This is a genomic window from Pseudomonas alloputida, assembly GCF_021283545.2.
Classification (GTDB): domain Bacteria; phylum Pseudomonadota; class Gammaproteobacteria; order Pseudomonadales; family Pseudomonadaceae; genus Aquipseudomonas; species Aquipseudomonas alloputida.
In genome coordinates this window covers 84932-97915 of record NZ_CP128540.1, presented here as the reverse complement: position 1 = coordinate 97915, position 12984 = coordinate 84932, and the positions used below count along the sequence as shown (strand labels likewise).

The 12984-nt window shown below is 60.9% G+C and carries 11 protein-coding genes; 2 read left to right on the top strand and 9 right to left on the bottom strand.

Going from position 1 to position 12984, the window contains the following annotated elements:
• Positions 1 to 110 precede the first annotated feature (110 nt).
• The 5 genes from gltP to LU682_RS00455 form a co-directional block, all read right to left on the bottom strand.
• Positions 111 to 1439 carry a glutamate/aspartate:proton symporter GltP gene (gene gltP, locus LU682_RS00475; protein ID WP_010951531.1) on the bottom strand — a complete coding sequence of 443 codons (1329 nt, stop codon included), beginning with the start codon at positions 1437 to 1439 and terminating at the stop codon, positions 111 to 113.
• A 745-nt stretch (positions 1440 to 2184) separates the two neighbouring features.
• Positions 2185 to 2655, bottom strand: coding sequence for an inhibitor of vertebrate lysozyme family protein (locus LU682_RS00470; RefSeq protein WP_010951530.1), 471 nt, complete (start codon positions 2653 to 2655; stop codon positions 2185 to 2187).
• Between the two features lie 2 nt (positions 2656 to 2657).
• On the bottom strand, positions 2658 to 2819 hold the full coding sequence (locus LU682_RS00465; RefSeq protein WP_003252966.1) for a DUF1328 domain-containing protein: 162 nt from the start codon (positions 2817 to 2819) through the stop codon (positions 2658 to 2660).
• A 43-nt stretch (positions 2820 to 2862) separates the two neighbouring features.
• Positions 2863 to 3153: a hypothetical protein gene (locus tag LU682_RS00460; RefSeq protein ID WP_049588414.1), complete on the bottom strand. Its 291-nt coding sequence runs from the start codon at positions 3151 to 3153 to the stop codon at positions 2863 to 2865.
• 174 nt (positions 3154 to 3327) lie between these two features.
• Positions 3328 to 4149: a BON domain-containing protein gene (locus tag LU682_RS00455; protein WP_010951529.1), complete on the bottom strand. Its 822-nt coding sequence runs from the start codon at positions 4147 to 4149 to the stop codon at positions 3328 to 3330.
• 210 nt (positions 4150 to 4359) lie between these two features.
• Between LU682_RS00455 and algB the strand changes: the two genes are divergently transcribed.
• Positions 4360 to 5706, top strand: coding sequence for a sigma-54-dependent response regulator transcription factor AlgB (gene algB, locus LU682_RS00450; protein WP_010951528.1), 1347 nt, complete (start codon positions 4360 to 4362; stop codon positions 5704 to 5706).
• Positions 5703 to 7484 carry a KinB sensor domain-containing domain gene (locus LU682_RS00445; RefSeq protein ID WP_010951527.1) on the top strand — a complete coding sequence of 594 codons (1782 nt, stop codon included), beginning with the start codon at positions 5703 to 5705 and terminating at the stop codon, positions 7482 to 7484. Before algB ends, LU682_RS00445 begins: the two co-directional genes overlap by 4 nt.
• Positions 7485 to 7498: 14 nt before the next feature.
• Here the strand turns inward: LU682_RS00445 and LU682_RS00440 are convergent, their stop codons facing one another.
• The 4 genes from LU682_RS00440 to LU682_RS00425 form a co-directional block, all read right to left on the bottom strand.
• A complete protein-coding gene (locus LU682_RS00440; protein ID WP_019437393.1) occupies positions 7499 to 9097 on the bottom strand; it encodes an EAL domain-containing protein in 1599 nt (532 codons plus the stop codon).
• A gap of 204 nt (positions 9098 to 9301) precedes the next feature.
• Positions 9302 to 10090 carry an N-acetylmuramoyl-L-alanine amidase gene (locus LU682_RS00435; RefSeq protein ID WP_010951525.1) on the bottom strand — a complete coding sequence of 263 codons (789 nt, stop codon included), beginning with the start codon at positions 10088 to 10090 and terminating at the stop codon, positions 9302 to 9304.
• A gap of 73 nt (positions 10091 to 10163) precedes the next feature.
• Entirely contained in the window at positions 10164 to 12101 is a 1938-nt protein-coding gene (locus LU682_RS00430; protein ID WP_010951524.1) for a GGDEF domain-containing protein, read from the bottom strand.
• 27 nt (positions 12102 to 12128) lie between these two features.
• Entirely contained in the window at positions 12129 to 12983 is an 855-nt protein-coding gene (locus LU682_RS00425; RefSeq protein ID WP_003252985.1) for an endonuclease/exonuclease/phosphatase family protein, read from the bottom strand.
• Position 12984 lies beyond the last annotated feature (1 nt).

Below are 12984 nucleotides of genomic sequence, written 5' to 3'. Positions count from 1 at the left end.
TATCGCAGCCTGTGACTGGCGATCGCGAGCCTTTGTAGGCGCGGCTCAAGATCTCGCAGATAACAAAAAGCCCCGACAAGTCGGGGCTCTTGGTCAAACAGCCATCAGGCTCAGCGCTTGGCGGTTTCGCCAACCACTACAGCTCCCTGCTTCTCGGCCATCAGCGAGGCGTAGTACTGCTCGCCCTTGACCGCGTCGTACATGCCTTCCCAGCGAGCAATGACCAATGCAGCCAAGGCGTTGCCCACAACGTTCAGTGCAGTACGGGCCATGTCCATGATGCGGTCCACGCCCGCGATGAAGGCCAGGCCTTCCAGCGGAATGCCCACGCTGCCCAAGGTGGCCAGCAGTACCACGAACGATACGCCCGGCACACCCGCGATACCTTTGGAAGTGACCATCAGGGTCAGCACCAGCAGCAGCTGCTGGCTCCACGACAGGTCGATACCGTACAACTGGGCAATGAAGATCGCCGCGATGCTCTGGTACAGGGTCGAACCGTCTAGGTTGAACGAATAGCCGGTCGGTACCACGAACGAGCAGATCGACTTCGGCGCGCCGTACTTCTCCATCTTCTCGATCACCCGCGGCAGCACGGTTTCCGAACTGGAGGTGGAGTAGGCCAGGATCAGCTCATCTTTCATGATGCGCATGATCTTGATCACCGAGAAGCCGAACAGGCGGGCAACCAGGCCCAGTACCATGAAGGCGAAGAAGGCAATGGCGAAGTACACCAGCACCACCAGCTTGGCCAGCGGCAGCAGCGAGCTGAAACCGAAGTTGGCCACGGTCACCGCAATCAGGGCGAACACGCCGATCGGGGCGTAGTTCATGATCATGTGGGTGACCTTGAACATGGTCTCCGAAACAGCCTGGAAGGTACGCACCAGCGGGTCACGCAGCTCTGCCTGCAGGCTCGACAGACCCAGGCCGAACATCACCGAGAAGAAGATGATCGGCAGCATTTCGCCACGCATCAGCGCTGCGAAGATGTTCGACGGAATCAGGTTGAGCAGGGTTTCGATGAACGCGTGCTCATGTTGTACTTCGGCCGCTGTCGCCTGGTACTTGGAGATATCCACAGTGCCCAGGGTGCTCATGTCGATGCCGGCACCCGGATGGAACAGGTTGGCCAGCACAAGGCCTACGACGATGGCGATCGTGGTCACCACTTCGAAGTAGATGATGGTCTTCAGGCCGATGCTGCCCAGTTTCTTCGCGTCGCCAACACCGGCGATGCCCACGATCAGCGACGAAATCACGATCGGGACGACGATCATCTTGATCAGGCGGATGAAGATGTCACCAGCGGGCTGAAGGACGTTGCTGATCCACCATGCCTTTTCTGCACTGAAATGATTCAGTAGCGCGCCGATTGCAACACCCAGGACCAGACCGATGACGATCTGCCAGGCGAGGCTCAGTTTTGCCTTCTTCATGTCTTTACCCTTTGTTTTAGTGGTCATGGCACCTGGCGGAAACACGCGTAACAGAGCCATGGGCAAGGTCACGGGCAATAAAGGCTTCCGTCAGGCGACGTCATGTAAGGACACCGCAGGCGAGCGACAGGGCGCTCTGGCCAGCGAAAAAGGCGGCAACTATTGCGACGGCAAGGGGCGAAAGCTAATGCCTGAAACGCATAGCCCATGCCGTTTATGCATACTGTTTTCGACCTAGCCGGCAGCTTCGCAAGTGCTTGATTTATAACATTCGGAATCCCGAACAAGACCAAACCGCCATATTTCGGCAGATTTGGCGGGACAGATAGGAAACGAAAGATGGCCTGTTCGACAATCCGAATGGCGGAAATGCCACTTGTAGCAGCACCGAGAAGGTCGAAAAAAATTTGATGTACGGTCGAGACAAAATGTGTCCCAGGGGAAAAAACGCGCAAGGGAAGCGACGTTTCCTACATGGCTCCTCGGAAGTCAGGTCTGGCAAGGTATCCCTGTGACACCGCCGACCTGAGACTTCCGATTCCGCCTTTCCTGACCCGGCCCATTACTGGAGGCACTCCCTGTACCCCTAGGCCACTCCGGTCCTGTAACAATCAGAGCAGCCCGACCCCTTGGTCATGTGCTACCCCTCCTCGGGGCGGCGCATCATAGAAGGCTGAACTATAGAAAGCTTCAGCTTCTATTACGTGACAGTGAGTGACCTTTCATCCGTACCGGCAACAAATGCTCAGTACCAGTTCGGGTCACGCTTGAGCTGCTCCTGCAGCATTGCCTTCATGCCGTCGTCAGGTTCGCCCAGCCAGCGGTACTGCGCATGACGGGTGGGCGACTTGTCGCTCGGCAAACCTTCGGGCACCTCGACGAGCATCCCGTAGGCATCATCCTTGTCCCAGCTGAACGCCACGATCAGCCGCTTGTAGGTGCAATTGTCCTGTTTTTCGCACAGCGGGCCGACCAGGTACTTGTCGCCGTCCTCAGTAACGGCAGACATCTGCTGCTGAGAACTGCCGGTCAGATTGACCACCCAATCGGGCAGGCGTTCCTCGCCTTCGAGGGTGTCCTGCCAGGTTTCCCGGTACTCCGGGTCCGAGCCGAGCAGTTGGTCGACCCGAACCTGGCCGTCATTGGCCGCCATGGCCGCCGCGCTGCCGCCCAGCAGCAGGGCGGCGACCACGGCTGAACGAAGCTTCCTGCTCATCTTCAACCTCGTCCGCGTCCAAAGAAGAAGGAGGCTACAAACAACACCAGGAAGACAATGAACAGGATCTTGGCGATACCTGTAGCAGCGCCCGCGATACCACCGAAGCCCAATACAGCGGCGACAATGGCGATGATGAGGAAAGTGATAGCCCAACTCAGCATGGTAGTTCTCCTTTCTTTTTGCGGAATCGATCCGGCCGCCTGGTCAGAAAACCCAGCGCTCCTGGGGAACAACTTTTTCCACAGTGGCCGGTGAGACAATGGCCTGGCCAGCGGGCTGCCAGTCAGCGGCCTTGACCAAGGTGTTGGCACGAGTTGCCTGAATTTGCGTCAACAGGGCAGTCTGAGCCGCCACCTGCTCAGCCAGACGCGCCGTCTGCAAGCTGTAATAGAAGAGGCCAGCGGCCAAGGTCAGCAGCATCGCCATGCCGAGTGTCAGCATCTGGCGCAAAGGCAGTGCAGCGCTCTGCGAGCGGTTGACGGATTGGCGGTTCATGCTGGCTCCTCCTGCTGTATTTTTTGTTCAAACCTGAACAGGTAATTGCAGCCTGCATGCCAGCCTTTTGATTTAAATAAAATCCTTATAAATCAACTATTTAGTGATTATTAAAAAACACTGTGAGGACGTATCCTGCACGATGACGCCTGTGTGGTCGTGCGAATTGCACGATCAGCCTTCCACCTTGGTCGCGACTTTCAGCAGGTCAGCATCCACGCCCCGTACGCCGATGATTTGCCGGGCGATCTCCACGGCGATGGTTTTCTGCTCCGCGCTGACCACCTCGCCCGAGAGCCGCACCATGCCTGCTTCGCTGGCCACCTTCAGGTTCAGGCCATCGAGGTTGCGGCTGAAGCGATAACTGCTCTGGATCTTGTCGATGATCCAGCTGTCGCTTGGCTGCGGCCCGATTGGCGCGCCCGCCGGTGTTTCCCGCGCCTTGGCCATGGCGGCGGTATCGAGGCTGACCAGGTTGTTGACCAGGTACACGCCGTCGGTGGTACGCGCTACCACGCCCGCCAGCTCCTTGGCTTCGGCACTGTCGACCTTGCCACGCAACGTCACCACACCCTCGCTGCTCTGTACTTCTATAGGTGCCTTTTCGGTGGTACGGCTCCACAACAGCCGAGCACGGATCACCGCCGCCAGGGTCACGTCCTCCAGGCGCTGGGCGTAGGCACGCAGCTCCTGCGGACGCTCCACCAGTTGGGCATTGAGCTGCAGCAGGTTCTCTACCTGTTCGATGCCCCGGGTAGCACGGGCCACGTCCTCGGCCAGCTGCCGCTCGACCTCGTTCTCCACCTCACCGGAAAGCCGCGCCTGCTTGCCGTCCACTTCAACCTTGATGCGAAATGAATCAAGCATGCGGTTCAGTGACAAGGCGGTTTGCAGGGCGCCTTCCAGGCGCGCGTCCTGCACAGGGTCGGCGAATGCCGGGGTAAAGATTGGCAGCAGGGTGGCGGCCAAAACGGCTGTACGCAGGGAAAAGGGCATGACAGCGCCTCCTTCGTGGGCAAAATCTGAAAATCATCGCAACCAATGTGCCAGCGCGTGCCTCTAAGCAAATCATTGAAGAATCACGGCTTGTAGACATCGTTTGGCCACTGGCTAGCATGCAAAGGACAGAATCCTTCAGAATTGACCATGCAACTTGCCCGATTTTTCCCACACTAAATAAAGATCTTTCCCTAAGGAGCACAGGAAATGGAATCAGCCCAGGACAACCAAGGCCGAATTCTGCTGGTGGATGACGAGTCCGCGATCCTGCGCACGTTCCGCTACTGCCTGGAAGACGAGGGCTACAGCGTGGCCACGGCGAACAGCGCCGCCCAGGCAGAAACCCTACTGCAACGCCAGGTGTTCGACCTATGCTTCCTCGATTTGCGCCTGGGTGAAGACAACGGCCTCGACGTGCTGGCACAGATGCGTATCCAGGCCCCGTGGATGCGGGTGGTGATCGTCACCGCGCACTCGGCGATCGACACTGCAGTAGACGCAATCCAGGCCGGCGCTGCAGACTACTTGGTCAAGCCATGCAGCCCCGACCAGTTGCGCCTGGCCACTGCCAAGCAATTGGAGGTGCGCCAGCTTTCTGCACGCCTGGAAGCGCTGGAAGGTGAAATACGCAAACCCAAGGACGGCCTCGACTCCCATAGCCCGGCCATGATGGCGGTGCTTGAAACCGCCCGCCAAGTCGCCATCACTGACGCCAACATCCTCATCCTTGGCGAATCGGGTACCGGCAAGGGCGAGCTGGCACGGGCCATCCATGGTTGGAGCAAGCGTGCACGCAAAGCCTGCGTGACCATCAACTGCCCGTCGCTTAACGCCGAGCTGATGGAAAGCGAGCTATTCGGTCATACCCGCGGCGCCTTCACCGGCGCCAGCGAAAGCACCCTCGGGCGGGTCAGCCAGGCTGACGGGGGCACGCTATTCCTCGACGAGATCGGCGATTTCCCGCTGACCTTGCAGCCCAAACTGTTGCGTTTCATCCAGGACAAGGAATACGAACGCGTCGGCGACCCGGTTACCCGGCGTGCCGATGTACGTATCCTGGCTGCCACCAACCTCAACCTTGAAGAGATGGTGCGCGAAAGCCGCTTTCGCGAAGACCTGCTGTATCGCTTGAACGTGATTACCCTGCACCTGCCCCCGCTGCGCGAGCGCAGTGAAGACATCCTCATCCTGGCCGACCGCTTCCTCGCCCGTTTCGTCAAGGAATACTCCCGGCCCGCCCGCGGTTTCAGTGACGAGGCGCGAACCGCCCTGCTCAACTACCGCTGGCCTGGCAACATTCGTGAACTGCGCAACGTAGTGGAACGGGCCAGCATCATCTGCCCGCAGGAACGCGTGGAGATCAGCCACCTGGGCATGGGTGAACAACCCGCCGGCAGTGCCCCGCGCGTAGGTGCCGCACTTAGCCTGGATGAGCTGGAGCGTGCCCATATCGGTGCCGTACTGGCCGCCAGCGATACCCTCGACCAAGCCGCCAAGACCTTGGGCATCGATGCTTCTACCCTGTACCGCAAGCGCAAGCAGTACAACCTATGAAATGGCCGCCCATGAAGCTGCGTACGCGGCTTTTCCTCAGCATCTCGACGCTCGTCACCGTGGCGTTGCTGGGGCTGCTGCTGGGTCTGGTCAGCATGCTGCAGATGGCTACAGTGCAACAGCGACTGGTGCGCGATACCACCCATGCCCTGGAAGTGGGGCTGAAGTTGCGCCAGAACCTGGGCGAACAGCTGATGCTGATTCTCGATGAAGACACCGCCCCAGAAAGCCTGCGGCTGCTGCAGGACAACTTCCAGGACCTGCTCAACCAAGGGCTGGAACAAGGCGGTGAGCGCACCGGTTTCAGCAAGGCGAGCAGCAATTACCAGGCCTTCCTCCAGACCTATCGCGACAGCGCCACACCCGCTCGCAGCATGGGTGTCGATCAGCCTCTTGGGGCCGCGTTCAATCAGGTGCGCACCGACCTCATCGATTCCCACAAGCAGGCATTGGACCTGATTACCCGTAGCGAGGAACGCACCCGTGACCGCGCATTGCTGGTCAGTGGTGTACTCGGCCTGATGGGGTTGGTGGTGTTGGTACTGGGCTTTATCACCGCGCACAACATCGCCCGGCGTTTCGGCCAGCCGATCGAAGCCTTGGCCAAGGCGGCCGACCAGTTGGGCAAGGGCAATTTCGATGTGACCTTGCCGGTCACCCAGGCCGCCGAGCTCAACCAGCTGACCCGCCGTTTTGGTCTGATGGCCGATGCCTTGCGCAAGCACCAGGCCACCAACGTCGACGAGCTGCTGGCCGGCCAGCAGCGTTTACAGGCGGTACTCGACAGCATCGACGACGGCCTGCTGATCATCGACCGTCAGGGCCGCCTCGAGCACCTCAACCCGGTGGCGCAGCGCCAGCTGGGCTGGAACGACAGCCGCTTGGGCAGCAGCCTGGTCGAAGCCCTGCAGCGCCCCGAGCTTGAGCAACAACTGCGCCAGGTTCTGCGCGGGGGCAGCCTCGACCGCCCACCGGACGACCTGAACATGGAGGTCGATGAAGAATCACGTCTGCTCACCTACAGCCTGACCCCGGTCAGCCACCCGCAGGGACCAATCCTCGGCGCGGTGATGGTGCTGCACGATGTGACCGAGCAAAGGGCCTTCGAGCGGGTGCGCAGCGAATTCGTGCTGCGCGCCTCCCACGAACTGCGTACCCCGGTGACCGGCATGCACATGGCCTTCGGCCTGCTGCGCGAGCGGGTCAAGTTCCCGCCCGAAGCCCGCGAGAACGACCTGCTGGAAACCATCGGCGAAGAAATGCAGCGTCTTACCCAACTGATCAACGACCTGCTCAACTTCTCCCGTTATCAGAGCGGTTTGCAAAAGCTCGAGCTGGCCCCCTGTGCCATCGACGACCTGCTGGACCACGCGCAATCGCGCTTTGCCGAACAGGCCGCGCACAAGCAGATCGAGTTGATCAAGGAACTGGACCCGCCGCTACCGCGTATCCAGGCCGACGTCGCCCAGTTGGACCGAGTGCTGGACAACCTGCTGCACAACGCCATCCGCCATACCGCCAACGGCGGGCGCATCCGCCTGCATGCCAGACGGCATGCAGAACGGGTGATCATCAGCGTCGAGGACAACGGAGAGGGCATTTCCTATGGGCAACAAGCGCGCATCTTCGAGCCTTTCGTGCAGGTAGGTCGCAAGAAAGGCGGCGCTGGGCTGGGGCTCGCGCTGTGCAAGGAAATTGTGCAGCTGCACGGCGGGCGCATGGGCGTGTTTTCGCGGCCGGGGCAGGGGACCCAGTTCTACATGGCGTTGCCGGTCTGATCGCTTCGACGCGCCTACACCCGCCGCGGCAGGTGCCCACGAGTCACCAACTCGGCAAACTGCCGGGCGTTCAGCGGCCGGGCAAACAACCAGCCCTGGCCATAATTGACCCCCTCGCTGTTCAGCAGCACCGCCTGGTCCTCGAACTCGATTCCTTCGGCAATTACCCGCAGGTGCAAGTCATGGGCCATGCGGATGATATGCGGGGCCACACCGCTACTGGCGGCATCGTGGCCCAGAGCGTCGATGAATGCCTTGTCGATTTTCAGGCAGTCCACTGGCAGGGTTTGCAGGTAGGCCAGGCTGCAATAACCGGTACCAAAGTCGTCGATCAGCACCTGGTGCCCCACGGCACGTAGCGCCTGCAGATTGTCACGGGCGACCACCACGTCGATCAGGCCGCGCTCGGTCACCTCGAAGGCAATCTGGCTGGGCGCCACTCGATGCAAGGCCAACAAGCGCGCCGCCACCCGGCCAATACGTGGCACCATCACATCGCAGGCCGCCAGGTTTATCGATATGTATAGCTTGGGGTGCGAGCGCAGTAGCTGTCCGAGCTGTTCAAGCACACGCTGCAGGACAAAGTCGGTGATCTGGCGAATCTGCCCGGTATTCTCCGCCAGCGGAATGAAAAGGTCCGGGCTGGTCAGGGTGCCGTCCGGGCGGCGCCAGCGCACCAAGGCCTCGGCGCCCACACAGCGCCGGCTGTCGAGCTCGATGATTGGCTGGTAGAGCACCTGCAGCTCTCCACGACGCAAGGCATTCTGCAACTCTGAACTCATCGACCGTCGTTGCAGAATCAACTGCAGTACCAACCAACCGATGCAGCAGGCCGCCAGCACGCTACCGGGGAACAGCAACCAGAGCATGCCGTTCATCTTCAACGGCAGACTGGCCCTCGGGGCAATCAGCACCAACTGGTAATCCGGCGACTTGGTCGGCATTCGGTAGATCAGCCGATCACTGAGTTCCAACAGAGACTTGTGGCTGGTCGACCAGGCCGAGGGTGGTGGCCATACCTGTGGCGGGCCGAGCACCGGAATGGCCCGGGCGCCGTTGTCCAGCACCACCACCAGGCTGCCACCTGGGGGCAGGTCCACCACATCGGTCAAATGCCCACGGGAGGTGGAAACCAGAAACTTGCCCCGACCCAGCATCAGTGCTGCCAGGTTCTCGTTCGGCTCGGTGGTGGTGTTAAGCCAGTAGCTGTACGTCGGCCCCTGGATATCTGGCGCCCGCAAGGGAACGAACGCTCGCTCATCACCGCGGTTGGAGCAGGCAACATTGCCATCTACATAAGCCGCTTCATAGATGAACCGCGAGTTCAGGCCAACCTGCTGCAAGGCTGCCAACATTGCCGGGCTGCAGCCGCGCAAGGGTTGGGCCTGCAGCAGATCGACCCCTTCGCGCAGTTGGCCGAACACCTGTTCGAGCCGTTCCAGAAAACGCTCGCCCTGGGCATTCATCTGTTCGCTTTCGCTTTGTTTCATTTGTTGCAGGGCAATGCCGATGCTGGCAGAGAGCAACACCGCGGCGCTGGCCAGCGCTGCCAAAGTGGCCAGCATCCAGGGACGGTAAAAAATTTGGCGCAGCAAGGCGATGAAGGCTGACATCGAAGGCATCCAGTTGATAACCAAGGTATAGCAACGGAATCAATAATCACCCTCACCGTTTGGCGCTTCGCTGCAATCCACCCACGCGCTTTGTAGAAACAGCCTTGTGGCTGCGATGCGACCGTTAAGTCGATACAACTGCGTCGACCCAACTCGCCTCTTCGCAGCGCAAGGCTTTGCAACAAGGACCCCGCCCGCCGTGACTCAACGCATGCGGTTAAGTACCTGCAGCATCGCTGCTGTCTGCGCATCCGGCATACCGTCGAAGCGCTGCGGGCGGAAGCGCATCTGGAAGGCGGCGACCACATGACGTGTGGCGACATCCAGCACGCCGGTCTGCTCGATCTGATAGCCAAACCGTGCCAGCTCCTGCTGGTACCAGCCAACGCTTGGCGGGTTGACGCTGAAGTAGGCTTGCTGCCGTGCCACCGCGTTGGCATCCGGCCAGATACCCAGCCCGGCGTCGGCCAGGCGCTTCCACGGGAACAATGGCCCCGGGTCCAGCTTGCGCAGCGGGGCGATGTCACTATGGCCGATGATATGGCGTGGTTCGATGTTGTTGCGTTTGACAATGTCCTTGAGCAGCGCGATCAGCGCCTGGACCTGCGCCTCGCTGTAAGGGTGCCAGACCCGGCCGTTCGGGGTGTCGGTGAAGCCCGGGTTGACGATCTCGATACCAATGGACGAGGAGTTCAGCCAGGTGCGCCCCTGCCACTGGCTCTCACCGGCATGCCAGGCGCGACGGTTTTCATCTACCAGCTGATACACCGTAGCCGGGCCATCGCCGATCAGGTAATGGCTGCTGACTTCACCATGGGTAAGCAGCGCCAGCGAGCGCTCCAGCGAAGCATTGGTGTAATGCAGGACAACGAACTGGATGCGGTTGTCCTGATTGGCCGAAGGGTGACTGCGGTCGATGCGCAGGCCCGTCGAGCAACCGGCGACAGACAATAGCAAAAAGGAAATCAGGGTTTTTTTAAGCGTGGAAAGCACGTCAGTGGCCTCAGCGTATGAGCGCTACAGTATAACGTGCTCACCTGCGCTGTGCCTGCCGGACAGCGGCTGGCTAACCATGCTCGACGCGATTACGCCCCAGCTCCTTTGCCCGGTACAGCGCTGCATCGGCCCTTTTGAGCACCTGGTCGCTGCGTTCGCCAGAACGGAATGCACCCAGGCCGATGGAGGTGGTGATCACCACCCGTTCTCCCTTGAAGTGGAATGGGCAGGCTTCGACTGTGGCACGCAACACCTCGGCCACTTGCGCAGCGACTGCGGGCGTAGTCTGCGGCAGCAGCATGACGAATTCCTCGCCGCCAAAACGGGCGATGAAATCACGGCCCCGCAGACGCTTGCGCAACTGGTCGGCCACGATCTTGAGGACCTTGTCCCCAGCCAGATGACCATAGTTGTCGTTGATGCGTTTGAAATGGTCCAGATCAAGAATCGCCATCGCCAGATGGCCGCCGTTTTCCTGCCAGTCAAGCATTTCGCGTTCGACTCGCTCGCTCCAGGCCGCACGGTTGGGCAGGCCGGTGAGCGGGTCCAGCAGGGCTTTCTGGCGCTGTTCTTCCAGGTGCTCGCGATAGCCAAGCGCCTCATGCTCCATGCTCGCCACCCGCTCCGACAAGCCTTGCAGGCGACCGGCCAGTTCCTGCTCGCGGCGATCACGCTCGTGCTTGTGCTCGTCCATCGTCACCAGCAAGCCTTCCAGGCGGTTTTCCAGAATGTGCTTGAGGCTGTCTACATCGGCGGCACCTTGCACGCTGCTCTGCAGGCCGTCGACGTGCTCACGCAGTTGGCTATCCAGCTCGCGGGCAGCGGTGCTATTGTCCGCGTGGCCGGCGCTGGCCTCGTGCAGGTGGCTCTGGAAACCTTCCAGGCGTTCATTGAGCTGCTGCAGGTAGGTTTCGAATTCGTGCTGCCCGCTGTCGGTGATCGCCAGCATGAGTACTGCCAAGTCATCCAGCACCGGGATCAGTTCATACCAGTTCAAGCCGCGAGCAACCCGCTCGCGCATTTCCTGCGCCTGAGCCTTGTGTCGCTCGGGCAGGCTGAGGTCATCGAGCAGACCGATCAGGGTCTGCTCGATGTGCGCGGCAACCTGGCTGTAAGGCGGCTCCACTGCGTAGGGCAGGGCATAGGGGCCGTCTTCACCAAAGGTTTCTTCAAGGGCTTGTAAGGGTTCTGCCTCAGCCAACGACTCGCTGGCGGAAACTTCAGCTTCCGGCAATGGCGTCTTGTCCCTTGGCAACGGGGCTGGCGGCATTTCGGCCGTTTCGATCAGCGCCGGGCCAAATGCCTCCAGCTCAAGCTCGGGCGCTTCGGCCACCTCGGCAGTCGGAACAGCAGGGGCCGGCAACGGTTGTAGCGCATCGACGTCATCGTGCCGCGAGGGCTCGGCACTGCCGGCTGCCTGGGGTACAACCTCGGCAGCAGGTAACGCTACCGGCGCAAGCTCTGCTCCTGCCTGTGCATCTTCCTCGCGGCTTCCAAACAACCGCTGCAGAAAACCGGGTCGGGCTTCTTCACTCGGCTTGCCAAGGGCCGACAGCGCGCGCCCCTGCAAGCCGCTCAACTCGCCCAACAGCGGCGGCAGCTCGCGTGACTGGGCAACCCCGCCCTCGAGCTTCTTCGCCAGTTTTTTCAATGGCCGCGAGATATCGCTGGGCAGGGGCAGGCCTTGCAGTTGGCCAACCAGTGCGGTCAGCGCATCGCTGACCTGGTTCATGCGGGTTTCGCGACGCTGTTCGGAATCCAGTACCGCTTTCTCAAGGCGCGGAATCAAGCCAGCGAGGCCGGCGTCCATGTTGTCGCTGCGAATGACATCGCGCATTTCCTTCATGCACTCGTCTACCACCTTGTCACTGCCTTCAGCAGCCAGGGTGCTGCGCACCAGGCCTCGGCGCAACAGGTCAAGACGGGCATCCCAACGGCGCTCGAGCTTTTCTTGCTGCTCGATGCTTTTAAGGTATTTTTCTTTCCAGCGCTCAGCGTCTTCAGTCATGCCCGGGTCCGCAAACGGTGATGGCAATTAGCTCAAAACCGGCAGCGTATCCACAGTCAATGCATCAGGCAATCGAATCTCGACAGCAACGGGAAGGTGGTCCGAAATTGGCTGCGCCAGCACCTCGACACGCTCCAGCGTGAGGCTTGAACTGAGCAGAATATGATCGAGGCAACGCTGCGGTCGCCAGCTGGGGAAGGTGGCCTCGACTTGTGGGGCGACCAGGCCCAAATCGCGTAGCGGCGAATGCTCCAGCAGGTCAGTGGCATGGGTGTTCATGTCACCCATCAGCACCTGGTGACGGTAACCGCCTATCAGCTCGCGGATATAACCCAGCTGCAGGGCCCGGGTCTTGGCCCCCAATGCCAGGTGCATCATCACCACTATCAGCGCATCTTCGCCTTCGCCAAACCGCACCAGAATCGCGCCACGCCCGGCCGGGCCAGGCAACGGATGGTCTTCGAGCAGTTGCGGCTTCAGGCGGCTGAGCACACCGTTGCTGTGCTGGGCAAAACGCCCAAGGTTGCGGTTGAGCTGCTGGTACCAGTAGGGGAAGGCCCCCAAGTGGGCCAGGTGTTCGACCTGGTTGACGTAGCCCGAGCGCAGGCTGCCACCATCGGCTTCCTGCAGGGCCACCAGGTCGAAGTCGCCCAGCAGCCTGCCGATCTTCTGCAGGTTACCGGCACGCCCGTTATGCGGCAGCAGGTGCTGCCAGCTACGCGTCAGGTAATGGCGGTAGCGCTCGGTGCTGATGCCCACCTGGATGTTGAAACTGAGCAGCCGCAGACGGCCATCCTCGGGCAGGCCCGGGGCCTGCAGGTGATGCTCGTTGACCTGCGGCTCGTGCAGGCCAATGCCACGCGTAGCTCTGAAGCGGGGCATG